This window comes from Corynebacterium sp. CCUG 65737 (assembly GCF_024454115.1).
Taxonomy (GTDB): domain Bacteria; phylum Actinomycetota; class Actinomycetes; order Mycobacteriales; family Mycobacteriaceae; genus Corynebacterium; species Corynebacterium genitalium.
This window is the reverse complement of record NZ_JAGPZB010000001.1, coordinates 127,875-154,191: the sequence shown is the minus strand read 5'-3', so window position 1 is coordinate 154,191 and position 26,317 is coordinate 127,875. Positions and strand designations below refer to the sequence as shown.

The following is a 26,317-nucleotide window of genomic DNA, read 5'->3' as shown; positions in this document are numbered from 1 at the left end:
CCGGCGCGTGTGATCCTCCCTCAGGAGGAAATTCCGGCGCGGTGCGCCAACAGCACGAGCGCGACGCGGTCCCGCGCACCCAGCTTGACCAGCAGGTTTTTGACGTGCGTTTTCACGGTCGTCGGCGCGATGAACAGCCGCTGCGAGATCTCCGCGTTCGTCGCCCCGGCGGCGATCTCGGCGAGCACTTCCACCTCGCGCGCGGTGAGCATGGACAGCGCCTGCCGCTCGTAGTCGCTCAACGCATTCCGCTTATCGACGCCCCCACGCACCCACTCCAGCACCGCCCCCGTCACCCCACTCGCCAACACGGATTCACCCCTGTCGACGGCGCGAACGGCATCGGCAAGCACGTCCGGGTCAGCATCCTTGAGCAGAAAGCCGTGCACGCCGGCGGTGATGGCGGCTTGGACGAGCTCGTCGTCGTTGAACGTGGTCAGCATGATCACTTTCGGTCCGAGCGGCATGATTTTCTTCGCCGCGGTAATGCCGTCCATGACCGGCATGCGAATGTCCAGCACCGCGATATCGATCCCACCCGCGCCAGCCTGTTGCACCCTGTCCACCGCGTCCACCGCTTCTTGCCCATTCGTGGCAGTGCAGACCACGTCGATGTCCGGCTGGGAATTCAGGATGGTGGCGAGGGCGGAGAGGAGGAGGGGTTGATCGTCGGCAAGCAGAAGGCGCATGTCAAACCCCCAAAAGCGCGTTGACTGTGACCGTGTCCGCGTCGTACGTGACGTCGAGGGTCCCGCCGGTGGCGCGCGCACGCTCACGCATCCCCTCAATCCCGGCACCCGCGCCCGGCTGCGGCGCGCGGCGGCCCGTGGAGACGACCGCGACCGCCACACCGCCCTCGGCCGGCTCCACCGTCACGCGAACAATGGGATCCACCTGGTGCTTCGCCGCGTTGGTGACCGACTCCGCAACAATCCGGTGCGCTGCCAACCCCGTCACCGCCGGCACCGAGACCTCGCTGAGATCGAGCGTCACGTTGAGCCCCGCGTCGCGGAAGCGCTCGACCAGCTCCGGGATATCGCGCAGCCCCGGCGCGGGCTGCAGCCCCGCGTTCTCCTCTCGCAAATCCCGCACGAGTCCACGGATGTCGGCCAGCGCGTCGCCGGCCACCGCCTGGATTGTCTGCAGCGCCTCGCGCTCGTTTCCGCCGGCCAACCCCGCGTTCGCCTGCACCTTGATGAGGGTGAGGGTGTGGCCCAGCACGTCGTGAATCTCGCGGGCGGTCTCGCGCCGCTCCTCATCGCGGGCGGTGACAAGCAGCTGCTCGCGCATCCGCGCCTCATTCGCCCTGGCCACCTGCTCCGCCACGAGGTTCTTCGCGAACAAGAACGCCACAGCTATTGCCGCCCAATGCAGCGCCAACGAGATCACCGCGTCCACCGGCGTGCGGTAGTGCAGGATAAGGTCGTCCCCCCACGTCCACATGAACGGCGAGACGAACGACCACACCAACGCGGCCGCCAACACCCCGCGGCTGAACAGTGTTGAACACCACCGCCGCGCCGTGAACACACCCAGCGGGACCAGCACGACCCACAGCGTGTAACCGATGTTGACCGGTGCGAGGATCCACAGCACAGACCACGCGGCGTTGAGCCCCACCATGAGCGCGGCAGACCACCGCGGGTGGGAACGCCACACAGCGAGCGCGCCGACGAACCCCCACGACAACACCGCCTGCGCCCAATCGGCAGCGCCAACCCAATCGGAGAACAGCACTCCCGTGTGCATGATCGCCAGCACGGCCGCCAGCGCCGCCACCACGAGATCACCGTTTTTCACACGCATCCTGCTCAGCGTATCCGCTCCGCCCGCGCTGCGACCTCCTCCCGTGGGAGGAGACTGACCCCCGTAAGCTTGCCAGCGTGCCCCACATCCTCGAACTGCTGCCTGTTGACCTCGCCGACCCGCTGGCGATCATGCCCGACCTGGAAGCCGCGATCAGCGGCCAGTGCGCGGTGCTGCCCGTCCCCAAGGACGACCCGCGGCGAGCGGACCAGCTGCGCACGACGATGCGCGCGGGCCAGTCGATCGCGGACGAGATCGCGGTCGTTGTGGCCACGTCCGGTTCGACCGGTGTGCCAAAGGGCGCGCAGCTCACGGCGGCAAACCTCGTCTCCAGCGCGGATGCGACGCACCAGGCGCTCGGCGGGCCCGGCCAGTGGCTCTTGGCCATGCCGCCCCACCACATCGCGGGGCTGCAGGTCCTGGTCCGCAGTATGGTCGCGGGCGTGGAGCCGGAGTTCGTCGACCTCTCGAGCGGCTTCCACATCAGCGAATTCGCCGCGCGCACCCACGATCTCGCGGACACCGGCGAGCGCATGTACACCGCGATGACGCCGATGCAGCTGGACAAGGCGATGAGCACACTCGCGGGTATCGAGGCGCTGCGCCTCTACAGCGCTGTGCTCGTCGGCGGTGGCGCCATTCACCCGAAAATTCTTGAGGCTGCGGGCAAGCTGCGCATTCGCGTGGTCACCACGTACGGGTCATCAGAGACGTCCGGCGGCTGCGTCTACGACGGCCGTCCGCTCCCCGGCACGCAGATCACGCTTATCGACGGCCGCATCCACCTCGGCGGCCCCACCATCGCCCACGGCTACCGCAACGCGCCCGATCATGCAGCGTTCGCAGAGCCGGGCTGGTTTGCCACCTCCGACGCCGGCGAGCTTATCGACGGCCGCCTGACCGTCACCGGGCGCCTGGACACCATCATCGACACGGGCGGGTTGAAGCTGCACCCCGAAGTGGTCGAGTCGTTCATGTTGGGCATCGACGGTGTGACCGCCGCGTGCGTGGTGGGGGTCCCGGATGTGCGGTTCGGCAACCGCGTCTGCGCCGCCTACGCCGGCTCAGCGGAGGTCGCCGATCTCATGGAGGCTTTCGACGACCTGCCCCGCTGGCAGGTGCCCAAAGATGTGCGCCACGTGCGCACCCTGCCCACGACGGGACCCGGCAAGCCGGACCGTACTGCCGTGCGCGAACTGTTCAGCTAGCCGCACTAGGACTCGACCGGCGCAGCGGCGAGCAGCTGCTCCACGTCTTCGCGGGTATAAGTGTCGGCGATTTGCACGTCGTTGCCGCCGCGCCAGTGGTTGCGGCGCACCAGCGCGCCCTTCTGCGAGAACGGGATCATGGAGAACTCGCGCGGGTGCGGGTAGACCTGCCGGACGAGGTGGCCGGAGCGAAGGGCCAGGTTGTTGAGCCAGACATCGTCGGCGAGTGGGGCCTTGTCCGTGAATTCCGTGCCGTGGGAAGCGACATAGTCCACCATCGACGCTGGATACAGCACGCCTGAGACCCCCGTGGCGAAGTGCCGCGCGGACGGTTCCGTCGTGTACGTCGCGCTCCACTCCTTGTACGGGGCCATGCCGTCCGCGTCCAGCGCGATCGTGTGCGCGCGGTACGCCACAATGCAGCCCGGGCTCGCATCCGCCGAGTTCAACAGCTTATCGACGAACCACCGCGGATACATCATGTCATCATCCACCGTGATTACCCGCGTGCCCGTACCCTGGAACTCCTGGAACGCGCCGTAGTACTTCGTGTGCGGGCCGTAATGGCCGTCAGAACACCGCACCTGCAGGCCACGCTCCTTCAACCGGGCCAGCGCCTTCGGCCAAGGGCGGTAATAGTCCTCCTCGTCGAGCCAGAGGTACACGGGCAGGCGGTGGGTGCCGGTGAGGAGGGAGGAGATGCAGTACACCGCCGTCGACAAGCGTCGGCCGTAGGTGGTCAAAGAAATAACAGTGTCACCCTCCTGCGGGAACGACAAGTGCGCCGCATGCGTGGCCAAGCGCAGGCCGGGCTGGCGGGCGAGCGTCCCCGCGGTGTGCAGCACCTGGCGGACGGCGTAGTCGATCCACATGAAGCGATACTTTAGCCGAGCTTCGCCACCGACCTATGATGAAGCTCATGAGCTTCAAGGATTGGTGGGACGCGGCGCGCCCGCACACCTGGTTCAACGCGGTCGCTCCGGTCGTCGTCGGAACGGGCGCCGCGGCGTACGAATTCATCCCGTCACTGCCGGCCGCCCTGCTCGCCCTGATCGTGTCGATGGGGCTGATCGTCGGGGTCAACTACGCCAACGACTACTCCGACGGCATCCGCGGCACTGACGACGACCGCACCGGCCCCACCCGCCTGACCGCCTCAGGGCGCGCACGGCCGGAGCAGGTGAAGCTCGCCGCGTTCATCGCCTTCGGCGTTGCCGGTGTCGCCGGGCTGATTCTGGCGGCGTGGACGGCGCCGTGGCTAATCCTCGTCGGTGCGCTGTGCATCCTCGCGGCGTGGTTCTACACCGGCGGTGAAAACCCCTACGGCTACCGCGGGCTTGGCGAGGTCGCCGTCTTCGTCTTCTTCGGCCTCGTCGCCGTCCTGGGCACCCAGTACACCCAGATCGGCTATGTCACCTGGGTCGGCCTCGGCTGCGCCGTTGCCGTCGGTGCCATCTCCGCGGCGATCAACCTGGCCAACAACATCCGCGACATCCCCTCCGACACAGAGGCCGGCAAGATCACCCTCGCCGTCAAGCTTGGCGACGCCCACGCCCGCACCCTCTTCACCATCCTCACCCTCACCCCCTTCGCCATCACCCTGCTGCTCGGCGCGGCCTGGCCGCCGACGCTGCTGGCGTTGGCGGCGTTGCCGTGGGCGATCGGGGCGGTGCTCGTCGTCAAGCGCGGCGCGCAGGGCCCCCAGCTCATCCCCGTGCTCGGCGCGAACGGCCGCGCAATGCTCATCTGGGCGCTCATCACCGCCGGCGCGCTCATCGCCGCCTCCCCGATGTGGCACCTGGGCGAGACCATTCCCTACGGCGACTTCGGCTACAGCCGCCACCTGCCCGCGCCAGGGATGTAGTGTGCTCGACGTTCTCACCGGCTTCGCCATCATCTTCGTCGTCATCGGGGCGGGCTACGTGCTGGCCCAACGCGGCGTCATCGGCGACGGCGACCAGCGGCTCATGTTCAACCGGGTCGCCTACTGGGTGGCGTCGCCGTCGCTGCTGTTCACCACGGTTGCCACCTCCGACACATCCACCTTCCTCTCCACTGTCGTGGTGGTCGTGTTCATCGCCACGGTGGTCACCATGGCGATCTTCTGGGTCATCTCCCGAGCATTCTTCCGGGCGGACGTGGCCACGCGCATGTCCGGCGCGGCGAGCGCGAGCTACTTCAACTCGGTCAACATTGGCCTGCCGATCGCCATCTACGTCATTGGCGACGCCGCCTACGTCCTGCCGGTGCTGCTCATGCAGATGGTGATCATCTCCCCCATCGTCATCGCCGGCCTCGCCGCCGACCCGACTGCCGGGGGCTCCCGCGCACGAGCCGTCGGTAGCGCCGTCACAGCCGGCATCACGGCCCCGGTGGTGGTCGCGCCGCTGCTCGGCCTGATCGTGTCTGCCAGCGGCTGGACGGTTCCCGACCCGGTGATGGCGCCGCTGGAGATCCTCGGCGGTGCATCCATCCCAATGATCCTGATGAGTTTCGGCGCCTCGCTGAAGGGCAGCTCCGTCCTCGAGCCCGGCCCGGACAAGCCGGCCACCATCACGGCATCCGCACTCAAACTGGCGGTCATGCCGGCCATCGCGTGGGGTGTCGGCGCACTCATGGGGCTTCACAGCGACGCCCTCTACGCCGCCATCATCCTGTCTTCCCTCCCCACAGCCCAGAACGTCTACAACTACACCGCCAACTACCGTGCCGGGGAGACAGTGGCACGCGACACGGTGCTCATCACGACCTTCGCGTCGCTGCCCGCCATGGCCGTGATCGCTCTGATCTTCGGCGCCGTTTCCTAGCGGTCGGCGAGCTCCTCATTCACCCACTGCTTGCGGGCCCGACGCTGCTCGTTCCAGGCCGCCATCGCCTCTGTGGCCTCGACACGTTGGCGCGGGAAAACCAGCATCGACAACGGGAACGCGACGATAAGCGCCAGGAGGGCGGACATGACGAGGGGGACGGGGGCGTCGATAAGCAACGCCAGCGCCTGGATGACCACCGTGAGAACCACGAAAAGCGCAAGCCGCAACCCGCCGTAGATCAGGGCGGCGCGGTTTGCGCGCTTGCGTGCGTTGGGGTCGAGAGCTGGCTGCTGTGTCACAACCAGCTATGTTAGAGGTATGGGACGCCTCCTGTTAATCGTGTTGGTCATCCTGGCCCTGTGGCTGCTGTGGCGCGCGTTCGGCCCCGGCAGCAACGACCGCTACGGCCCGCTGCGCCAAAAACAGCAGCCGCCCGCGATCAAGGGGCCGGACGATGACGAGGAGTTCCTGTGGAACATCGAGAAGAACCGCTTCAAAGAGCGGCGCGCACGCGAGGAAGCGGAGCGCAAAGCCCGCGAAGAAGAGGAACGCCGCAAAAAACGCCAAACGCGTGACGACGACCCCAGCGACCCTACGTAGCCGCCTGCTCCGTCCAATCAAGCGACAGACCCAACGCCTGAGCCACCGCAACAACCTTCTCCCACCGCACACCCGCACCGCCGTGCTCAATGGTGTGCAGCGTCGACCGCGACACCCCCGCCGCCGTAGCGACCTCCTGCTGCAGACGCCCTGCATCACGGCGGCGCTGCGCCAACGCCGCACCTAACTCGAGCAGGACCGGAATGTCGCTGGCAGGCTTGCCTTGCTTGTTGCGGGGTGCGGGCACCGGGGGGCTCCTTCGCGGGGTCAGTAGAGTGCTAACAAAATTGTTAACACAATCTACCCTAGTTCAACCCGGCGTAGGAGTGGAGCCCCGAAACCACCATGTTGATGAAGAACAGGTTGAACACACTTGTCGCGAACGCGGCCACATTGATCCAGGCGGCCTTGACGCTCTTCCAGCCGGCGGTTGCGCGGGCGTGGAGGTACGCGGCGTAGAGAATCCAGGTGATCAATGCGACGGTTTCCTTCGGGTCCCAACCCCAGAAGCGGCCCCATGCGACCTCACCCCAGATCGCGCCGAGCATGATGCCGATGCCGAAGACCGGCAGCGTGATGATCGCCGTGCGGTAGGCGTAGGAGTCCAGCTTCTTCGCGCTCGGCAGCGGCTTCGCGATCGCGCCGAAAAAGCCGCTCTCCTCCCCGCGCGGGTGGCGGATGCGCAGCAGGTAGAGCATCGAGAAGATGCCGGAGATCAGGCCAATGGACGCGCCGATGGACACCACGGAAACGTGGAACGGGTACCAGAAACTGCGCAGGGCTGGAACGAGCGGCGCAGCCTCAGCGTAGAGCACCGTGGCGTCGAGGAACAGCAAGATGATGATCGGGGTGAGCACCCACGGCCACATCGTGTGCCAACCCTTGCGCTGGATGATCACAGCAGCGACCACCATGGACACCGCGGTGAAAGTGAGCACGTATTCATACATGTTGCCCAGCGGGAAACGGCTCACCGAGAGCCCACGCGTCACCACAGCCACAAGGTGGAAGATGATACCGACGCACGTCAGGTACTGCGCCATGCCCGCCATCGAACGCGCACGGTCGCGGGCGGTGTCGAAGGCGGACTGGTCGAATGGGGTGTCCTCAAGCTCGGAGGAGCGGGGCGTGACCGTGGTGGAACCGCCGTCACCGACTGCGACCAACTCGTTCGCCGTTTCCTCGACCTGGGCGAGTTTGTCGCGGCGCATGTCAATCACAGTCTGCGCGCGCATGTAGTGGATGCACGCGAGAACCAGGGAAACGATGTACACCGCGAAGGCGGTGCGCAGGGTCAGGTCCGAAATACCGGCGAGTGTGGTGTTGACGGGCAGCATAGATCAACCGTACTCCACACGGGGTTTTCCTCAAAGGTGATCGGGGGTGGTCAGTGCCACTCTTCACGGTCGTCGAGTGCATCGTCCGCATGCTTGTCGACGCCCCTTTGCGCCGTCACCTCATCCACCACCTCATAGAACTCGTTACCCCAGCCGGCGCGGTCGGTGCGTGCCAGGCCGGCCATGTCAACGTGGGTGGTGCCGTTCGCATTCGGGGTGAGACGCACCCAGATGCGGCGGCGCTTGATGGTCAACGAACCGATCAGGCTGGCCAGCAGCAGCGATGTGGCGACCAGTGCCCACACCTGCGTGGGGTCGCGGGAGATTTGGTAGTTGGCGTACTCGGCGGCGCCGTCGAAACGCACTGTGAGCTCTTGGCCGTTCGCCGTGATCTTCTGCTCCTCGCCGGCGGCGAGCTGGATGCGCTCGACGCGCTGCAACTGACCGTTAGCGATGAGGTCCTGGTCGAGCGAGAACAGGTTCTGCGGCCGGCCAGTGTCCAGGCCGGCATCGCCGACATAGACGTCGAGGGAGACCGCCGGGTCATTCATCGCCGGGAAAGCGGACTGGAGCATGTCGCCGTTCGGGCCCGTCCACTCGGCAGTCGGGGCGAAGACGCCCTCGATGGCGAGCTGGTTGTCGCGGCGGTCGGAAAGGTCCGGGTACATCCCGGCGGGCGGGTCGAACCGCATCACACCGTTGGACAGGAAGAACGTCAGGTCCGACGGGCGGTACTGAATCATCTGGGTGCGGGTCTCCCCGTTCGGCCACGTCACCGTGATCTGCGGGGCAAAACCGTGGCCCTGCAGGTAGACGCGGTCGCCGCCGATGCGCAACGGGTGGTTCACACGCAGGGTGTAGTCCTCCCAATCGCCGTCGCCGCCGGCTGTGATTTCCTCGCCTTCCACGTAGGAGACGTCCGACGCGAACGACTCCGCCTGACCGTTGGGCAAGTAGTCAGCGGTGAAATTGTGGGAGATGAAGCAAAAGGGGGTGAGGCCGGTGCCGTCGAAAAGCGGGCCGGCGCGGAAAGTATCAAAGTTCGCAGGCGAAGTATTGCAGAACTCGCGCGACTGCTTGACTGGCACCGCGAACTCGGACTCCGAATTGGTCACCACGATGACCTGGCCCTCATAAAACACCATGCGCCCCAACGCGAACACCGCGATCACAGCGACGATGGCGACGTGGAAAATCAAGTTCGCCAGCTCACGGGCATAACCCCGCTCCGCCGACAACGACTGCGCCCCCGCGCGGTCCTCCTCCGGCGTATACACCGCCACGCGCCACCGGCCGAGTGCTTCACGCGCACGGGCCTCCACCTCCTCGGGCGGCGCGTCCACATCCGCTTCGCGGTGCAACGGCATCCGGTGCAGAAACTTCGGCGCACGCGTCGGCTTCGCCTTATACGCCCGGTAATGATCAATTGAGCGCGGAATGATGCAGCCGATCAACGAAATGATCAGCAGGGTCAGCAGGGCGGCGAAGATTGGGGAGGAGAAAACGTCGAAAAGCGAAAGGCGGTCGTAGATGCGACCCATCGTCGGGTTAGCCGCAATGTACTCGTCGACCTGCGACTGGCTGACTTCGCGCTGTGGCAGAAGCGCGCCCGGCACCGCGACGAGCGCAAGCAGGCACAGCAACGCCAGTGCGGTGCGCATACTCGTGAGCCAGTGCCAAATACGTTTCAGAAAAGTCATAGCAAAGTGGTGCCGAAGCCGTCGACGAACTGGCGGGTCCAGCTGATGAAAACGTTCCACGCGCCGGTGAGCAGCAGGATGCCCACCAGCACCATCGCGGCCCCGCCAATGATCTGGATGGTACGCGAGTGGCGGCGCAAGAAACCGACCGCCTCCACCGCCTGCGCCGAACCGAGCGCCACGAGCAAGAACGGGACGCCCAAACCAAGGCAGTACGCGACGACGAGGAGAATGCCCCGCACCGCTGTGAACCCCTCCGTGCCGACGGACACCGAGATCACGGCTGCGAGCGTCGGCCCCAAGCACGGCGTCCAGCCGAGCGCGAACACCCCGCCAAGCAGCGGCGCACCCAGCCACGTCGCCCACTGTTTCGGCTGCATGCGGGTGTCGCGCTGCAGGGCCGGCACGGCACCCATGAAGACGAGGCCCATCGCGATCGTGACCACCCCGCCGATGCGCATGAGCGTGTCCGCGTTCAGTGCGATCAGGCTGATCGCTCCGAACACCGTCACCGTGGCCAGCAAGAACACGACCGTGAAACCGAGGATGAACAACCCCGCCGCAACGACCACCGCCCACTTGCGGCGCTTGCCCACCGCCACTTCGCCGTCGCGGAAGTCCAGTTCCCCGCCGACGATGCCCGTCAGGTACGACATGTAGCCCGGCACCAGCGGGATCACGCACGGCGACGCGAACGACACCAGCCCGGCCGCCGCCGCCGCGAAAAGCCCGAGCAGCAGCGGGCCGGACGCGACGAGATCCGCGAAGGTCTCCCCCATCTAGCCGGCCCCTTCCGTGGCGAGCCGGTCGGTGACCTCCAGAATGTCGTCAGCTGTGACCTCCCGGAGGAACACTGCAGCAGGGCGGTGCTGCTTGTCCAGGATCACGGTGGTGGGGATCACTGACGTCGGGATGCCGCCGAGCGCCGCGGCGGTGCGGAACGGCGGGTCATAAATGGACGGGTATGTCACGCCGTTATCGGTGACGAAGTCGCGGGCGATTTCCGGCTGGTGGTCGCGCACGTTGATGCCCAGGACGGTGCCCTGGCCAGATTCGGTCAGGGCGTCTTGGACTTCCTGCAGGTCGTCGACTTCCGCGCGGCACGGCGCACACCATTGGCCCCAGGCGTTCAGCACGACGATCTGCCCTTTGAAGTCGTCCAGAGAGATCTGCTCGCCCGGCTCCATAAGGGATTCGCCGGAGAAGGTGGGCAAGGGGGCGCGGTCGGCTTCGTCGTAAAGTATTTCGACCTGGCCGCCTGGCGAGTGGAACGCGAACGTATCGCCGGAACCCGTGTCTGCGCATGCGGTGAGCGCGACGGCGGCAGCGATGACGACTGCGGCGAAACGGCGCACCTAGATCCCCCTCGCGGGTTCGTCGTAAGACCAGGAGACGAGCCGGTCGCCGTCGAACATAAGCGACGTCACGCTGGCCAGCTCGCACTGGCGCTTCGTGGGGTTGTGCGGCAGCCGTTTGCCCTGGATGGAGCGCTGAATCATGACGATCGGCAGCTGGTGCGACACGAGCACCGCCTCATGGCCCTGCGCATGCCGGCGCGCCTTATCGACGGCCCGTTCCATCCGCTGCAGAATCTCGTCGTACGGCTCACCCCAGCTCGGCTCAAACGGGTTGGTCATGTGGCGCCAGCGGACAGGGTGCACCAGCTGGGAGCGCAGCCCTTTGGTGCGCAAGCCCTCGAAGACGTTGTCGGATTCGATCAGGTCGTCGTCGGTGTGGATCCCCATTCTGAGGACATCAGAGATCGGCGCGGCGGTCTCCTGCGCCCGCTCGAGCGGCGAGGCGGCGAGGTAGGTGACGTCGTGGCCTTTGAAGCTGACGGCGGTCCGCGCAGCCATCGACTGCCCGCGCGAGCTCAAGTGGAAACCAGGCAGGCGGCCGTAGAGGAGCTTTTTCGGGTTGTGCACCTCACCGTGGCGCACGAGATGCACGACGGTTTCGTTGGCCCCTGCCATGGCTGCCTCCTACTGTGTCCTACTCAGTCGCGCTTGCTGCCGCGCGGGCAGCGGCAGGCAATGCAGTCTCGATCTTCTCAAAGTCTGCATCGGTCAGGGCGGTCGACACAAACCAGGTTTCGAAGGCGCTGGGCGGGGCGTAGACGCCGGCGGCCAGAAGCGCGTGGAAGAACGGGGCGTAGCGGAAGGTGTCGGCGGCCTTCATGTCGGCGAAGTTGTGGCCTGCACCCTCGGCGAAGCGGATGGAGAGCATCGACTCGGCACGCTGGATGTGGTGCGCGACACCTGCGCTGGCCAGGGCGTCGCTAAGCAGCGCGGCCAGGCGGTCGGCGTTGGCGTTCAGCTGCGGGTAGATCGCCTCTTCCGCGATGCTTAACGACGCCTCCCCCGCCGCCATCGCCACCGGATTCCCCGACAACGTACCCGCTTGGTACACCGGCCCGCCCGGCGCGAGGTAGTCCATGATGTCGGCACGGCCGCCGAACGCCGCCGCCGGCAACCCGCCGGAGACGACCTTGCCGAACGTGGTCAGGTCGCCAGCCACACCGTCGATGCCGTACCAGCCGCTGTAGGAGGTGCGGAAGCCCGTCATCACCTCGTCGATGATGAGTAGTGCGCCGTCGGCATGCGCGATGTCTTTGAGTGCTTGGTTGAACCCGACTCCAGTGGAGGACGTCGCAGGGGCGACGGTGCCCATGTTGCCCGCGGCGGCCTCGGTAATGATCGCGGCGATCTCACCGGGGTGCGCGGCGAACGCCTCGCGGACGGCCTCGATGTCGTTGTACGGGACGACGATGGTGTCGCCAGCCTGGGCGCCCGTCACGCCGGGGGTGTCGGGCAGACCGTAGGTGGCCACGCCGGATCCGGCAGCAGCCAAGAGCGCATCGACGTGGCCGTGGTAGCAGCCCTCGAACTTGAGGATCTTCGACCGGCCGGTGAACCCGCGCGCGAGACGCACCGCGCTCATTGTCGCCTCCGTGCCGGAGTTGACCATGCGGACCTTTTCCACGCTCGTGCGCTCGACGATCAGCTCCGCCAGGCGCACCTCGGCCTCGGTGGGCGCGCCGAAGGACAGCCCGTTATTGAGGGCTTTCTCCACCGCTTCGACGATCCGCGGGTGGGAGTGCCCATGGATCATGGGACCCCACGAGCAGATGAGGTCGGTGTAGGGGCTGCCGTCGGCGTCGATAAGCTGCGAGCCGCTCGCGCTCGCGATGAAGCGCGGTTGACCTCCCACGGACCCGAATGCGCGCACGGGCGAGTTCACCCCGCCTGGCGTGACGGCTTTCGCGCGCTGGAAAAGCGCGGCGGAACGGGATTCAGAACGATCGGTTGATGCAGTCATGTCCCCCAGTCTAGGGACTGCTGCATTGGCTAGGTTCCGAAGAGCGACCTCATCGCCCCGTACGGGTGCCGGTTGTTCGGCATTGGGTAACCGCGCGGCGACACCCACGTAGGCGCACCCCGGATGTTCTCGATCCGCCCGCGGCGGGCCTGGTCATCGTCGTCGTTGGTGCGGTTGTGGTAGCGGCACAGCGGCGCGAGGTTGGCCAGGTTGGTCTGGCCACCGTGCTTCCACGGAGTGATGTGGTGCATCTCGCACATGTCGGCGGCGTGGCGGCAGCCCGGGACCGCGCAGATCGGCTGGACCATGCTGACCAGTGTTCGCTGCTTCGCGTTGGCGAACCGCTGGCCGCGCAGCAGGTTCACCGCGCCCTCCTGCGGGTGGAAAACGGCGACCTCCAGCTGGTCGCCGAAGTGCTCAGCCACCAGCTCCGAGGCGGTCATGGTGGTGCCGTCGGTCAGGCCGAGGACAGTGTCATCGCCTTCGCCGCCGAGAATCTTAACGGCTTCGTCCACGGGCACCATGACGATGGGGCGGGGTACGGAACGGGGGACGCGGGGGCCGCCATCACGCAAAAGGTCCAAGAACTTCTCCAGCTTCTGCGGCGACTCCGGCCGCTCCGGGTCAAGCCCGACCGAGACAGCTTTCTCCAGGTCAGCGAGCTCGCGCTCAGGCGCGGTGATGCTCACTGAACGGACACCGTCGACCGACGCGCCAAACCGGATCCCCGGTTTCGGCGGCTTCTTCTCCTTCGGCGGCACGATCGCGGCGGCCTTGCGCTTGACCGCGTCGTAGTTGCCCCGCAGGGTGAGCAGTTCGTGGCGCAGACGCCAACGCTCACCTTCGTCGCCGATATGCCGAATGCGGTCCTCGATGAGCAGGAGCTGGGCAAGCGGCACCCCGCGCGCCTTATCGACGGCCACCGCCTGCTTCCTCGACCAGCGCGTCTTGCCGAAATACACCTCGCGGGCTTTAGCCCACGCCCGCACCTGATGCGTCGGGAAGCCAGCGTCGAGGGCGACGTCGCGGTCAAACCCCGCCAAAAAGTCGATGCCCTGCGACATCGCGCCAACCGCTTCCCCGAATGCGTTCATGGCTTGAACCGTATGGCCGCATGCACGCGCAGTAAAGGGCAAGGCGAAAACCCTGTGGATAACCGCGTTGACACGTCACCAACCGCGCTGATTTATCCACAATTCCCAGGAAACGATTCGCCCTGAGAGCACATAACTATTGGGCGGTCACCCATGATTGGGTGTGGCATTTTTCGGTACGAGGGCAGGAGAACGATAATTGGACTATGGATGCTGACGCGATCCCAGAAATAGTCCTCGAGCAGGGCAACGTGCGGGCAGTCATCACTGCGTCAGGTGCCGCCGTACGCGATCTGCGTGTCGACGGCCGCCCACTCCTGCGCTCCTTCGAACCCGCCAAGCGTCCCCCTGGGGCTGCGAACATCGTCCTGGCCCCATGGCCGAACCGCGTGAACAACGCGACGTTCCGTTTCGACGGAGAAGATCACCGCCTCGACATCACCGAACCAGAGTTGGGCCACGCCCTGCACGGGTTCACGTGGGGGCGGATCTTCGACATCGACGCCGACACTAACGACGGGGCGGACCGCACTGACCGCACTGACCGCACTGAGGCGACGCTGCGCACTGTGCTCGGCCCCGAACCCGGCTGGCCGTGGGAAATCGCGTTGACTGTGCACTACCGGCTCGTCGGCAGCCAAGACGCGGCGACCGGCGCCGGCGCGGGCGCTGGGATCGAGGCGACAATGACCGCCGAGAACATCGGCGCAGAAGCGGCACCGTGCGCGCTCGGCGTGCACACCTACCTCGACCCCCAGGGCGCACCGCTCGACGAGTGCACGCTGCACCACGGCCTGACGCAGCGCCAGCCCCTCGACGAGCGCAACATCCCGGCCGGCCCGCGTGAACCGTGGCCAGACAACCCGATCGACATGGCTGGCGCGTGGCTGGACGACCCCGGATTCGACCCGGAGTACCGGACCCACACGGCAGTTCTGGTGGATCGGGCTGGCAAGGGGGTGGGGCTGGATGCGTCGATAAGCATGCGATGGTGCCAGCTTTTCACCTCGCCGCAACGATTCCTCGCGGTTGAACCGATGACCGCTCCTCCAAACGCCCTCGCGACCGGCGAGGACCTCATTGTGCTCGAACCCGGCGACCGCACCAGTGTGCGCTGGAAGGTTCAGGCCATCTAAACAGAAAGCCTCTTCATGGATACAGCTCTCAGACTCGACGCCACCTGGGTCGACTTCATGCTCGTGGCGGTGTTCTTCGCCTTCGTGCTGGGCATTGGGTGGGCCGCGAAACGCGGGGTGTCGTCGTCGATCGACTTCTTCCTCTCCGGGCGCGGCCTGCCCGCGTGGATCACCGGCCTGGCGTTCATCTCCGCGAACCTCGGCGCGGTGGAGATCATTGGCATGTCCGCCAACGGCGTGGAATACGGCGTGCAAACCATGCACTACTTCTGGATCGGCGCCGTGCCGGCCATGATCTTCCTCGGCATCGTGATGATGCCGTTCTACTACGGCTCGAAAGTGCGCTCCGTGCCGGAGTTCATGCTCAAGCGCTTCGGCCCGGCGGCGCACCTAGTCAACGCGATCTCCTTCGCGGTGGCGCAGCTGCTCATCGCGGGAGTGAACCTGTTCCTGCTGGCCACCGTCGTGGAGGCGCTGCTGGGTTGGCCGCTGTGGGCGACACTGGTGGCTGCCGCGCTCATTGTTCTGGCGTACATCACGCTCGGCGGCCTGTCGGCGGCGATCTACAACGAGGTGCTGCAGTTCTTCGTCATCATCGCCGCGCTGCTGCCGCTGACGATCATCGGCCTGCGCCACGTCGGCGGCTGGAGCGGCCTGAAAGAGGCAATCGGCGACCCGAGCCACTTCTCCGCATGGCCCGGCCAGGACTTGTCGGGCTTTGACAACCCGGTCTGGTCGGTCATCGGCATCGTGTTCGGCTTGGGCTTCGTGCTGTCGTTCGGTTACTGGACCACGAACTTCGTCGAGGTGCAGCGCGCGATGGCGTCAGACTCCCTCGCATCCGCGCGGAAAACGCCGATCATTGGCGCGTTCCCGAAGATGTTCGTCCCGTTCATCGTGATCGTGCCCGGCATGATCGCCAGCGTCTTAGTCTCCCCGATCATGGAGGGCACAGCGGATCCGAACGAGGCGGTGCTCTACCTCATGCGCGACTTGCTGCCGAACGGTTTGCTCGGCGTGGGCATTGCGGGTCTGCTCGCCGCGTTCATGGCGGGTATGGCCGCGAACATTTCCTCGTTCAACACGGTGTTCTCCTACGACCTGTGGCAGACGTACGTGATCAAGGACCGCGAGGATGACTACTACCTGCGTGTCGGCCGCCTGGCCACCATCGGGGCGACCGTCATCGCCGTGTTCACCGCGCTGCTGGCCGCGAACTTCGGCAACATCATGGACTACCTGCAGACGCTGTTCGGCTTCTTCAACGCGCCGCTGTTTGCCACGTTCATCCTGGGTATGTTCTGGAAGCGCATGACCCCGCACGCCGGCTGGTCCGGCCTGGTCGCCGGTACCGCCGCAGCCATCGGCTTCTGGGCGCTGTCGCTCGGTAGCGACCCGGTCGTCTCGCTGCCCGGCCAGGGCACCGCGTTCGTTGCCGCGGCACTCGCGTTCACGGTAGACATCGTGGTCAGCGTGGTCGTCTCGCTGTTCACCGCGCCGAAACCGGATCACGAGCTTGTCGGCTTCGTCCGCTCCGTCACGCCGAAGGAGCAGCTTGTCGACGCCTCCGAAGCCGCCCTCCCCTGGTACCAGCGCACCGTTCCGCTGGGCGTGATCGCGCTTGTCCTTGTCATCGGCCTCAACCTGTTGTTCCTGTAGGAGGGAAAATGTCCACCACAGCGCCTCACACTGCACCTAAGAAAACGTCTGCCACGACCTTCGACATCCGCAACGTCATCGGAGCGCTGCTTGGCTTCTACGGGATCGTCCTGGTGATCTGCTCCTTCGCGCTCGACCCGGGCATGAACGTCGACACCGGCCTGCCTAAGGAATCAAGCGATAACCTGTGGGTTGGCATCGCCTTGGCCGTGGCCGCTGCGGTCTTCTTCATCTGGGCGCGCCTGAACCCGATCGAATTCGACCCCGACACGCTAGAGGCAGCTGACTAAATTGAGCGACATCCGCATCACACGCACGACGCTTTCCGACGGCCGCGAGCTCATCTACTACGACTCCCCCGGCAGCGGAACCGCCGAGGTTCCGCCGAGAACAGCTGTAGACGAGCGCGGCCTGCCGGAGGTGCACACCGACTCGTGGATGCGGAAAGACCCCTTGACCGGCGAGTGGGCCCTCTACGCCGCCCACCGCCAGAACCGCACGTTCCTCCCGCCCGCGAACGAAGACCCGCTCGCGCCGACCCGCCCGGGCCAGAAACCCAGTGAAATTCCGGAGTCGGATTATGAGGTGGTGGTGTTTGAGAACAGGTTTCCGTCGTTAAGCATGGGCATGGAGGGCCGCGACGGTCACCCCGCGGTCGGCCGGTGTGAGGTCGTGTGCTTCACGCCCGACGCCGACGGTTCCTTCAAAGATCTGCCGCTCGAGCGCAAGCGCACGCTTATCGACGTCTGGGCCCACCGCACCGAAGAACTCTCCGCTTTAGAACCCGTGAAGGCCGTGTTCCCCTTTGAGAACCGCGGCGAGGAAATCGGCGTCACGTTGCACCATCCGCACGGGCAGATTTACTCCTACCCGTTCGTGCCGCCGCGCATGGCGGCGATTGCTCGCTATGCTCGCGAGCGTCGCGAGGCAGGTGGGAACCTGTTCGACGAGGTGCTGGCCGCTGAGCTGGATGCCGGCGAACGCATCATCGCCGAGACCGAGCACTTCGTCGTGTTCACCCCGATGGCCGCGAAGTGGCCGATGGAGGTCATGGTGATGCCCCGGCGCGACGTGCCGTCCTTCGTCGAGCTCACCGACGCAGAGCGCGACGACCTCGCTGCGGTCCTCGACCGCCTTTTCAACGCGGTGGATCAGTTCTTCGAGGGCATCGAGCGCACGCCGTACATTGCGGCGTGGAACCAGGCGCCCGTGGATACGCCGGAGGACGGCCGGCTGCACCTGCAGTTGTTCTCCCTGATGCGCTCGCCCGGCCGGATGAAGTTCCTGGCCGGCAGCGAATCCGGCATGGGCGTGTGGATCAACGACACCACCCCCGAAACCATCGCCGCGACATTGCGGGAGGTCTACTGATGATTGTCCCCACGACCCGCACGCCTGAGGAACTCGACCGGGACGCCCGTGCGTTCTTCGCCGCGCACCTCGGCGGCGAAGCGGACGGCGTGTGGCTCGCCCCTGGCCGCGTGAACCTCATCGGCGACCACGTCGACTACGCCTATGGTGTGTGCCTGCCGTTCGCGACGACGATGGCCACTGCCGTCGGCGCCCGCCGGCGCGAGGACGCTGTGGTACGCATGGTCTCCCAGTCTCCCACCGGCGAGATTCTCGATGCCTCCGTCGACCTCAACGCCCTTGACGCCGCGAACTCGGCGCCCGGCTGCTTGCCCGACTGGCGCGGGTACATCGCCGGCACGGTCGACGCGCTGCGCGTGCACGGAGCCCCGCAGACCGGCGGGCTCGACCTCGTCGTTGTGTCCGACGTGCCTTTAGGCTCCGGGCTGTCCAGTTCAGCTGCACTGGAGTGCGCTGTGGCTGTGGCGGCCCGCGACCTGCACGGACTCGACGCCACCGACGAGGACATCATCACGGCCACCATGCGCGCCGAGAACCACTACGTCGGCGCGAACACCGGCGGGCTGGACCAGAATGCTGTCGTGCGCGGTAGGGCCGGCCACGCCCTCGCTCTGGACTTCCTCGCCGGCACGCACGAGCAGGTGCCCTGCAACTGGGACGATTACCTGTTGCTCGTCGCCGACAGCCACGTCGAACACTCGCATGCTACAGGCGGTTACGGTTCGCGCCGGGGGCTTATCGACGCTGTGGCCGACGCGTTGGGGTGCACGTTCAGGGAAGGGGACGTCGTCACGCGTGCTGTGGCGTGGGCCGAGACGTCGGATTATGACCCGGAGACCGTGCACCGCCGCGTGCGCCACGTCGCCACGGAGACAGCCCGCACCATCGCAGCCGTCGACGCGCTCAAGGCTGGCGACATCGAACAGTTCGGCGCGCTGATGAACGACGGCCACGCCTCCCTGCGCGACGACTACGAAATCGTGCCCGTTGAGCTCGAAACCGCCGTGCAAGCGGCGCTGGAGGCAGGCGCTGTCGGCGCGCGGATCACCGGCGGCGGATTCGGCGGCTCCATCATCGCGCTGTGCCGCGCCGACGAGGCCGACGCCGTTGCCGCAGCCATCGAGGACGCAACCGGTTCCGCCGGCTACCCCGTGCCTACGATCTACGCCACAAGCGCACAGGATGGAGCCCGCCGGGTATAAGCCGGGTGTAGCTAGAATCGCCGGCGTGAATGACTTCGGCCCTCTCTACTTCATCCTCGAATACACCGGTGTGCTGCTGGCCGCGATCGTCGGCGGACAAGTGGCCAAACGCATGAACTTCGACGTGGTCGGATTCGGCTTCATCGCGTTGATTTCGTCGCTCGCCGGCGGCATGCTGCGGGACTGCCTGCTCAACAACGGCCCCGTCGCAGCCTTGCAAACCCCCTGGTATCTCATCATCGCGGTACTCGGCGGTGCCATCGCATTCTTCCTCCACGTCGAAGGACGGCTGTGGGACCGCGTGCGCTTCTACATGGACGTGGTCACTGTCGGAGTGTGGTCGGTAGTGGGCGCGTCTAAAGCACTCGTCAACGATCTGCCGTGGATCTCCGTACTGCTGCTCGCCGTCATCACAGCGACCGGCGGATCGTTGGTGCGCGACGTCGTGCTGCGCAATATTCCCAGCCTGTTCACGTCCCAGAAGATGTTGGTCTTTCCAGCTCTGCTCGCCGCCGGCCTGACACTCGCATTTTCCCACTTTCAGGTCACTCCGTGGAAGGGCATGCTCATCGCGTCGATCGCCGCATCAGTGCTGTCCATGGCCGTGTACTGGGTGAGCACGCGTCGCGCCCCGCGCACCCGCTACACCGAGAGATCTTTGGAGAAGCGCCTCGCCGCCGAGCTGAACATGTCGAAGGATGATCCGGTGGTGGACATTGCTGGCGCTATCGAAAAGGCGCCGGACGAGGACGTGATAAACATCGTCCGGATCTACCTGCGCGACCAAGTGTTGGAGCGCGCCGGCTCCTCCCCCGCTGCGGCAGAGCCACGCGGTTAGGCTGTGCCCGCGTTCTTCTGCTGCCCGCGAAACACCCCGAAGAAGATGACCACGAGCAGACCGATGGCCACCCAGTTGGCCACCTTCGCGTACTGCTCGAGGACGAAGACGACCGGCTCGCCGATCGCCCAGCCGAGCCCGAAGTAGAGGAACGACCACGCGGTTTTCGCGATGAAGTCGAGCAGCATGAACTTCTTAACGTCCATGCCGGTCGCGCCGCACATGACGAAGACGACGAACGCGATGGGCAGCGGAATCGGCACGTACGCCAGGAAAATGCCAACCCATCCGACGCGGTGGAACCAGCCTTCGACCCGTTCGATGTTGCGCCCCATGCGTTTGGAGTTCTGCGCCTGCACATCAAGGATGCCGCGGCCCCAAAGTTTGCCGGCCCACCAATAGACCCAGTCAAATTTGATGGCCACGACCGAGCCGATGAGCAGGTACCAGATCCAGCCCGGCGCTTCACCGACGGCGGCCAGCGCACCGGTTGAGGCCGCACCGATGCGCGAACCGGTCAGCGCCAGCATCACCGGCGGGTCGAGACCCAGCAGCCACGCGCGCAGCGGAATCATCGCCATGCCGAACAGGCCGACAAAACCGAACCACGCGAGGCACCAGTAGTCGGCTTTGGTGGGTTTGGAGTTCCAGGGCAGCCCTGGTTCTTCCCACCATTCGGGTTCTTCGGAAGCGGGGCGGTCGTCCACCCGGTCCTGCTCGTCGTGCATGGACAATTAACCTACAGCACGCGCTGTGTCGCGCGCGTGTGCGATGACGGCGGGCACGCCGACGCCGCCCGCCCATGCGCCTGTCGCGGAGATGCCGGGCACTTGCGCCAATTGCTTATCGACGTCACGCACCACCCCCACATGACCCTCGTCGTAACGCGGAAGACCGCCGAACCAGCGTTGGACGTAGATTTCTTCGAGGCCTGCTTCCCTGCCGTCGAACCCTGTGATGGTCTGCAGGTCATCGAGTGCCCAGTCGACGAGGTCGTCTTCGGAGGCCGTGATAGCCAGGTCCGGGTTGTCGCCGTAGCGGCCGAAGCTAGCGCGCACGAGTGCCCCGCCGCGCTCGGCGAGGTGCGGCCACTTCTTCGACGACAGTGTGAACGCCTTCGCGCGCACATCAGTGTTGGCGGTGTCGGCTCCTGCGTCGGCAATGAGGATGCCGGAGTTCTCCGGCAGGCCCGAGCCGTCGGCAAAGCGCATGCCTACCACAGCGGAGTTCGCCAACTTCACCTGCGCCAGTTCCCCGGCCACCTCGGGGGCAACGCGCTTCAGCAGCAGTGCCGCAGTCGGCGCGGGCACGGCGAGGATGACGTGGTCGTAGCGGGTGTCTTCGCCGCCAGTCAGCTTGTACTGGGGCGCGGCGGCGTCGCTGGATGAGTCGGCGCGCTCAATGCCGGAAATGAAGGCATCGATGTAAATGTCGGCGCCGGATTGCTCGGCCAAGGTTTCGTAGAGTTCCTGGTAGCCGTCGCGGAAGGCGTTGAACACCGCGCCGTGGCCGGTGGGCAGCTCAGCGCGCTGCGTCTCCAAGTTGCGCACAGCCGTGGACAGGTGGACCAGGCGGTCGGGGTGCTCGGCGGTCAATCGATCGAATTCGGCGGCGAGCTGCGGGATCGTGGCACGCACGCCGAGGTCATCAGCCGTGCAGGAGTACACTCCCCCGAGCAGCGGGGAGACGATGATGTCGGCGACCTCGTCACCGTAGCGTTCACGCACCAGCGTGCCGACGTTGAGGTCGCCAGGGTCGGAATCAGGGGTGGGCCAGAAGAAGCCGGGGCGGTCGGATTCAGCGTCGATAAGCGCGGCGGTGTCGGCGGACACGAGGTGGGCGACAGTATCGGAGCGCCCGGGGATGCCCATGACGCCGCCGGTGGGCAGCTCGCGGACGGCACCGCCGGACCAGAGGAGCGAGCGCAGGCCGGAAGGCTCGACGAGGGAGTCGCCTAAGCCGAGGGACTCGAAAAACTCGACGGCGTCGCGGCGGCGCGCCATGAACGCCTCCGCTCCCATGTCTGTGGGGCCAGCTTCGAAGGCCACTGTGTAGAGCTTGCCGCCGATGCGGTCAGTGGCCTCGTACACGTCGATCTTGTCGTCGCGGCCGTCGTGGCGGCCGTGACGCAGCTCGTAGGCGGCGGTGAGGCCAGCCAGGCCGGCACCGATGATGGCGATGTTCATTTACGCCTCCTCGTGAATAATGCGGACTGCCTCGGTGATGGCGTCCGGGTCGGTCTCCGGGAGTACCCCGTGGCCGAGGTTGAAGATGTGGCCCGTTGCTGTGCCGGCACGCACGGCGTACTCGGCTTCGCCCTTGATGCGGGCGATTTCCTCGCGCACGACGTCGGTGCCGGCGAAGAGCAGCGCCGGGTCGAGATTGCCCTGCAGCACCTTCGGAGCGGTGAAGCGTTCAGCGGCGCGGTCGAGCGGGACGCGCCAATCGACGCCCATCACTTCCGAGCCCGCCTCCGACATCGCCCCGAGCAACTCACCGGTGGCCACGCCGAAGTGGATGCGCGGGATCTCCCCGGCGACGGTGGCCAGGATCTCGGTGGAGTACGGCAGGACGTAGCGGCGGTAGTCGGCCTCAGTGAGGAAACCGGCCCAGGAGTCGAACAACTGCATCGCGTCGATGCCTGCTTCGACCTGGATGCGCAGGAAAGCGGTGATGGTGGGCACGAGCTTGGACATCAGGGCGTGCCAGGTGTCCGGGTCGCCGTGCATCATGGCTTTGGTTTTCTCGTGGTTCTTGGACGGGCCACCCTCGATGAGGTAGCTGGCCAGGGTGAACGGGGCACCGACGAAGCCGATGAGGGCTTGGGTGTCGGTGAGCTCGGACAGGATGATCGAAATGCCTTCCGCGACGTCGGCGACATCGCCTTCCAGGACAGGCAGGGCGTCGACGTCGGCGCGGGAACGCACCGGCGACCCCATGACGGGTCCGCGCCCGGGCACAATCTCTACATCCACGCCGGCTGCCTTGAGCGGCACGACGATGTCGGAGAATAGGATCGCCGCGTCCATGTCGTGGCGGCGCACCGGCTGCATGGTGATCTCCGCGAGCAGCTCCGGCATGAAGCAGGAGTCCAGCATGGCGATACCTTCCCGTGCAGCGCGGTACTCGGGAAGGGAGCGGCCCGCTTGGCGCATGAACCACACCGGGGTGCGCGACGGGGTGCGGCCGGTAGCAGCGGCGATCAAGGGGGCGTGGTCAAGCGTGCGTCTGCTCATGGCTCCATTGTTACAGGCTCCGCGGGAAACGCCGCGCCCGCATCGACAATGACTCAATGAGCAGCGACGACCCGAGCATGAGCACCGTGGCGATGATCGGCGGGATCACACCAATGGCGGCGAAGAAGAGCATGGCGATGTTGTACATCCACGCCAGGGAAAGATTGCGGTCTTTGATGCCGCAGACATTGCGGGCGTGAGCGATGAGCTGGGGAACGGCGGTGACATCCTGACGCAGCAGCATCACCGACACGCGGCGGTTGCGCTTGCGTCCCGTTTCAATGTCATCTGCGGTGGCGTACATGATGCTCACATCGGCGGCGCGCAGCGCATCAATCACAGTGCGGTCGCCGACCATGGCTACCTCTGCACCGTTGGCACGCAAGGTGCGGATGGCGCCGGGCTTCTTGTCGGCGGTGATGCCTGCCAGCACGGTGGAGATGCCTAGGTAATCGGCGAAGCGACGGGCGACGGCGTACGTGTCCCGGGTACACATGACCGTTTCTAGGCCTTGACCCTTCAGCAACGCAATGGCGTCGTCGGCGTCATCCTTGAACGGGTCATGCAATGTGATCACGCCGCGGTCTTTGCCCTTCCAATGCACCACAACGGGCGTGCCGCCAGAGGTCGCTGCCACCGCCAGGTTGCCCTTTAAATGGGACAGGTTGGAGGGGCGCCACAGCATAGCGTCGATGTGCGTCGTGCTCTCGTGGCCGTCTTCGTCGACGTACACCAGCGCCAGGCGGCCGGTGACATCGCCGGTGCGCGCATAGTCGACGCTGACCAGCTCGTAGCGCGCAGGCAGCTCACGGTCATCGTCGGCCCCGGCGCGGGCATCGCGGGCACCTGCCACGAGCGCACGCGGAACGGCGAACTGGGAGTTCATCGACAGAGCGCCGGCAATGCGCATCACCATTTCTTTGCTGTCGCCCTCGGCTGCCGTGACGGACTCGACGAACATCTCGTCCTGCGCGAGCGTGCCCACGCGGTTGAACACGATCGTGTCCACGGTCTCTAAGGTCCGCAGGGTTTCACCGTCGCGGACAAGCACACCGTTGCGTGCGGCGGATTCAATGCCCAGGCGCATCGCCAGCGCCGGCGAGAGCGCCAACGCGACTGGGGCCACGCCGGAGAGCACGGCCAATGCGGTGCGCAACGCCGCGTTATAGTCGCCCGTGATCAGGCCCCAGAGCACGAAGCTTGTCAGCGCCACCGCCATCGCCACCGGCAGCAACGCCGCCGCTGACCGCGCGTGCTGCACAGAGGCGTAGCGCTGGCGCGCTTCGACGTCTGCCAACCAGTGCTCCACGGCGCTCCACCGCGTCGCGTGGCCGGTGCGCTGCGCGCGCACCTTGACTTCGCCCTCGGCGATGACGGAACCAGCGTAAATGATGGAACCGACTTTGACGTCAATGGGTTCGTGGGCGTCGATCAGCCCGGGGCGCAACCGTGCGCGCCCGCCCATGATCACACCATCGACGGGAACGATCTCACCCACGTGCACAACAATGTCGTCGCCGCGGTTGATCTCCGAGACGGGAATGCGTTCCTCGGCAGCCTCGGCCTGGCCGCGTTTCTTGCAGAAGCGGATGTATTCGGTGTCGGGGTCGAGGGTGCGGGCGGTCATTTCGTCGAGAAGCAATGTGCGCGCACGGATGGAATACCGCCGCCCGATCAGCAGAAGCAGCGTGATGCCGCACGCGACATCGAGAAATAGCTCTGGGCCGTTCGCTGTGCCGCGGGTGGTGGCGAACCACGTGAAGCCCGAATGCCAGCCGCGGTGGCCGGTCGGCGCGACAAAAATGACGGCGGCGGACCACAGGTACGCGATGATGATGGCGACGGCGCTCGCACCGTCAAGTGCTGTGCTGCCGCGCCGGACTCCGCCGAGCAATGCGCGGTGGAACGGTAACGCGCACCACGTGACCACCGGCGTGGCCAAGGCGAGTTCGACCCACTGCCAACCGTCGAACTGCGTAGGGCGGAAGTAGGCGAGCACGAGGACCGGCAGCGTGAACACCAGTGCCACCCACATGCGGGCGGGGGTGACCAAGTCGCGGGCGGTGTAGAGGACATCGTCCTGCGTGGGCTCCGTTTTGCGCTGCGGGGTGTACCCGGCGCGCCGTGCGCGGTCGAGCGACCGGTCCGCGCTCCGACGCCGGCGGCGCATCCGCGTGGGCACGGGGCGTTGAGAGCGGCGCCGGCCCGTTGTCATGTCGGCGGGGGCTGCGTGGCGCAGCTGCGAGGCATCGGTCAGCCGCGCCGTGATGCCTAGTTCAGCGAAAACCTCGATGATCTGCTCCGGCCCCGTTGCAGCTGTCGCCGTGATCCAGGCGGAGTTGCTCGGGTGCACGATCTTGCACTCGACACCTTCGATCGTCTCCAGGGTGGCTTCGACCTCATCGATATCGGGCGCACCCGGCAGCCCCTCGAGAGTGAAGGAATAGGAGACATGCGGCCGGTCTTGAGTCTCTTCCTCGATGTATGCGGTCATCTCTACGTGCTCACTAAAAGCGGGGGCTCATCTTGTCCACGAACGCGTTCGCGTCCGGACGGAACGCGAACAGCATGGAAAACGCCAGCAGAATCACAATGACCATGGACGCCCACGACGTCAGCTGCACCATGAACGCCGCGACGTTGAGAAAGCAGCTCAGTGCCACGAATCCAGCCGCACATCGGCGGGCGATGCGGTTGCCGTGGCGGAAGTAGCTCGCCGCCGAGACCAGCAGCAGCGCCAGCACAATGTTGCCGATGGACACCGCACGCAAGTTGGTCATGTAGGACGCACGCAGCGACTCATTCGCCGGATCTCCCGGGAAGCCCTGGGACAGCAGCATCATCGCAGTCACCAGCATGAGCACCGCAGCGCCGCAGATGAGGTAGAACGCGATCTGCAGATTGCGCGGCCACGTGTCCCCAACTGCACCGCGGTAGCGGCGGTTCGGGTCGTTCGGGTCGCTCACGATCGTGGGGAACATCCCGGCCATGACGTGCACCTG

Annotated in this window: 27 protein-coding genes; 10 read left to right on the top strand and 17 right to left on the bottom strand. The window is 66.1% G+C overall.

The window, feature by feature from the left end:
* Positions 1-20: 20 nt before the first annotated feature.
* Positions 21-689 (bottom strand): response regulator transcription factor, encoded by a 669-nt coding sequence (locus KBX17_RS00795; protein ID WP_005286874.1) that lies wholly within the window; start codon positions 687-689, stop codon positions 21-23.
* 1 nt (position 690) lies between these two features.
* Entirely contained in the window at positions 691-1,806 is a 1,116-nt protein-coding gene (locus tag KBX17_RS00790) for a sensor histidine kinase (protein WP_256018091.1), read from the bottom strand.
* A gap of 131 nt (positions 1,807-1,937) precedes the next feature.
* On the opposite strand from KBX17_RS00790, the gene menE reads away from it, so the two are divergent.
* On the top strand, positions 1,938-3,014 hold the full coding sequence (gene menE / locus KBX17_RS00785) for an o-succinylbenzoate--CoA ligase (protein ID WP_305086140.1): 1,077 nt from the start codon (positions 1,938-1,940) through the stop codon (positions 3,012-3,014).
* Between the two features lie 5 nt (positions 3,015-3,019).
* Here the strand turns inward: menE and KBX17_RS00780 are convergent, their stop codons facing one another.
* Positions 3,020-3,886 (bottom strand): glycosyltransferase, encoded by an 867-nt coding sequence (locus KBX17_RS00780; RefSeq protein ID WP_256018089.1) that lies wholly within the window; start codon positions 3,884-3,886, stop codon positions 3,020-3,022.
* A 47-nt stretch (positions 3,887-3,933) separates the two neighbouring features.
* On the opposite strand from KBX17_RS00780, the gene KBX17_RS00775 reads away from it, so the two are divergent.
* The gene (locus KBX17_RS00775) at positions 3,934-4,878 is read left to right on the top strand and encodes a 1,4-dihydroxy-2-naphthoate polyprenyltransferase (protein ID WP_370687574.1); all 945 of its coding nucleotides are present in this window, start codon (positions 3,934-3,936) and stop codon (positions 4,876-4,878) included.
* A gap of 1 nt (position 4,879) precedes the next feature.
* Entirely contained in the window at positions 4,880-5,821 is a 942-nt protein-coding gene (locus tag KBX17_RS00770; RefSeq protein WP_256018088.1) for an AEC family transporter, read from the top strand.
* Here KBX17_RS00770 and KBX17_RS00765 read toward each other — a convergent pair.
* Positions 5,818-6,123 carry a DUF4229 domain-containing protein gene (locus KBX17_RS00765; RefSeq protein ID WP_005286895.1) on the bottom strand — a complete coding sequence of 102 codons (306 nt, stop codon included), beginning with the start codon at positions 6,121-6,123 and terminating at the stop codon, positions 5,818-5,820. The genes KBX17_RS00770 and KBX17_RS00765 overlap by 4 nt on opposite strands.
* 19 nt (positions 6,124-6,142) lie before the next feature.
* Between KBX17_RS00765 and KBX17_RS00760 the strand changes: the two genes are divergently transcribed.
* The gene (locus KBX17_RS00760; RefSeq protein WP_005286898.1) at positions 6,143-6,424 is read left to right on the top strand and encodes a hypothetical protein; all 282 of its coding nucleotides are present in this window, start codon (positions 6,143-6,145) and stop codon (positions 6,422-6,424) included.
* On the opposite strand, the gene KBX17_RS00755 is transcribed toward KBX17_RS00760, so the two are convergent.
* Genes KBX17_RS00755 through KBX17_RS00720 form a run of 8 tightly spaced genes read right to left on the bottom strand, consistent with a single transcriptional unit; the run spans position 6,417 to position 13,873 of the window.
* On the bottom strand, positions 6,417-6,671 hold the full coding sequence (locus KBX17_RS00755) for a helix-turn-helix domain-containing protein (protein ID WP_005286901.1): 255 nt from the start codon (positions 6,669-6,671) through the stop codon (positions 6,417-6,419). The genes KBX17_RS00760 and KBX17_RS00755 overlap by 8 nt on opposite strands.
* Positions 6,672-6,729: 58 nt before the next feature.
* Positions 6,730-7,761: a c-type cytochrome biogenesis protein CcsB gene (gene ccsB / locus KBX17_RS00750; protein ID WP_256018086.1), complete on the bottom strand. Its 1,032-nt coding sequence runs from the start codon at positions 7,759-7,761 to the stop codon at positions 6,730-6,732.
* Positions 7,762-7,811: 50 nt separating this feature from the next.
* Complete coding sequence (locus KBX17_RS00745) at positions 7,812-9,461, bottom strand: cytochrome c biogenesis protein ResB (protein WP_256018084.1); 1,650 nt, start codon at positions 9,459-9,461, stop codon at positions 7,812-7,814.
* Positions 9,458-10,240 carry a cytochrome c biogenesis CcdA family protein gene (locus KBX17_RS00740; protein ID WP_256018082.1) on the bottom strand — a complete coding sequence of 261 codons (783 nt, stop codon included), beginning with the start codon at positions 10,238-10,240 and terminating at the stop codon, positions 9,458-9,460. Before KBX17_RS00740 ends, KBX17_RS00745 begins: the two co-directional genes overlap by 4 nt.
* Complete coding sequence (locus tag KBX17_RS00735) at positions 10,241-10,816, bottom strand: TlpA disulfide reductase family protein (protein WP_256018081.1); 576 nt, start codon at positions 10,814-10,816, stop codon at positions 10,241-10,243. It lies immediately after the preceding gene.
* Positions 10,817-11,434 (bottom strand): histidine phosphatase family protein, encoded by a 618-nt coding sequence (locus KBX17_RS00730; RefSeq protein ID WP_256018080.1) that lies wholly within the window; start codon positions 11,432-11,434, stop codon positions 10,817-10,819.
* A gap of 19 nt (positions 11,435-11,453) precedes the next feature.
* Positions 11,454-12,779, bottom strand: coding sequence for a glutamate-1-semialdehyde 2,1-aminomutase (hemL, locus tag KBX17_RS00725; RefSeq protein ID WP_256018079.1), 1,326 nt, complete (start codon positions 12,777-12,779; stop codon positions 11,454-11,456).
* A gap of 29 nt (positions 12,780-12,808) precedes the next feature.
* Positions 12,809-13,873 (bottom strand): HNH endonuclease signature motif containing protein, encoded by a 1,065-nt coding sequence (locus KBX17_RS00720; protein ID WP_256018078.1) that lies wholly within the window; start codon positions 13,871-13,873, stop codon positions 12,809-12,811.
* Positions 13,874-14,079: 206 nt separating this feature from the next.
* Here KBX17_RS00720 and KBX17_RS00715 point away from each other — a divergent pair, with 206 nt between their 5' ends.
* From KBX17_RS00715 to KBX17_RS00690, 6 genes are read left to right on the top strand one after another with little or no spacing between them, the layout of a single operon-like run.
* Positions 14,080-15,009 (top strand): hypothetical protein, encoded by a 930-nt coding sequence (locus KBX17_RS00715; RefSeq protein WP_256018077.1) that lies wholly within the window; start codon positions 14,080-14,082, stop codon positions 15,007-15,009.
* Positions 15,010-15,024: 15 nt separating this feature from the next.
* Positions 15,025-16,668: a sodium:solute symporter family protein gene (locus tag KBX17_RS00710; protein WP_256002192.1), complete on the top strand. Its 1,644-nt coding sequence runs from the start codon at positions 15,025-15,027 to the stop codon at positions 16,666-16,668.
* A gap of 8 nt (positions 16,669-16,676) precedes the next feature.
* On the top strand, positions 16,677-16,958 hold the full coding sequence (locus KBX17_RS00705; protein ID WP_255994377.1) for a hypothetical protein: 282 nt from the start codon (positions 16,677-16,679) through the stop codon (positions 16,956-16,958).
* 10 nt (positions 16,959-16,968) lie between these two features.
* The gene (galT, locus tag KBX17_RS00700; protein ID WP_256002402.1) at positions 16,969-18,039 is read left to right on the top strand and encodes a galactose-1-phosphate uridylyltransferase; all 1,071 of its coding nucleotides are present in this window, start codon (positions 16,969-16,971) and stop codon (positions 18,037-18,039) included.
* Complete coding sequence (galK, locus tag KBX17_RS00695) at positions 18,039-19,241, top strand: galactokinase (RefSeq protein WP_256018076.1); 1,203 nt, start codon at positions 18,039-18,041, stop codon at positions 19,239-19,241. The genes galT and galK overlap by 1 nt, the downstream gene beginning before the upstream one ends.
* Positions 19,242-19,266: 25 nt before the next feature.
* Positions 19,267-20,079 (top strand): TRIC cation channel family protein, encoded by an 813-nt coding sequence (locus tag KBX17_RS00690; protein ID WP_255994374.1) that lies wholly within the window; start codon positions 19,267-19,269, stop codon positions 20,077-20,079.
* Here KBX17_RS00690 and KBX17_RS00685 read toward each other — a convergent pair.
* From KBX17_RS00685 to KBX17_RS00665, 5 genes are read right to left on the bottom strand one after another with little or no spacing between them, the layout of a single operon-like run.
* Complete coding sequence (locus KBX17_RS00685; protein ID WP_005286948.1) at positions 20,076-20,807, bottom strand: DedA family protein; 732 nt, start codon at positions 20,805-20,807, stop codon at positions 20,076-20,078. The genes KBX17_RS00690 and KBX17_RS00685 overlap by 4 nt on opposite strands.
* Positions 20,808-20,813: 6 nt before the next feature.
* Positions 20,814-22,265: a protoporphyrinogen oxidase gene (locus KBX17_RS00680; RefSeq protein WP_256018075.1), complete on the bottom strand. Its 1,452-nt coding sequence runs from the start codon at positions 22,263-22,265 to the stop codon at positions 20,814-20,816.
* On the bottom strand, positions 22,266-23,315 hold the full coding sequence (hemE, locus tag KBX17_RS00675; RefSeq protein WP_256002189.1) for a uroporphyrinogen decarboxylase: 1,050 nt from the start codon (positions 23,313-23,315) through the stop codon (positions 22,266-22,268). It lies immediately after the preceding gene.
* Between the two features lie 10 nt (positions 23,316-23,325).
* Positions 23,326-25,809: a cation-translocating P-type ATPase gene (locus tag KBX17_RS00670; RefSeq protein WP_256018074.1), complete on the bottom strand. Its 2,484-nt coding sequence runs from the start codon at positions 25,807-25,809 to the stop codon at positions 23,326-23,328.
* A 13-nt stretch (positions 25,810-25,822) separates the two neighbouring features.
* Positions 25,823-26,305, bottom strand: coding sequence for a hypothetical protein (locus tag KBX17_RS00665; protein ID WP_005286965.1), 483 nt, complete (start codon positions 26,303-26,305; stop codon positions 25,823-25,825).
* Between the last annotated feature and the right edge of the window lie 12 nt (positions 26,306-26,317).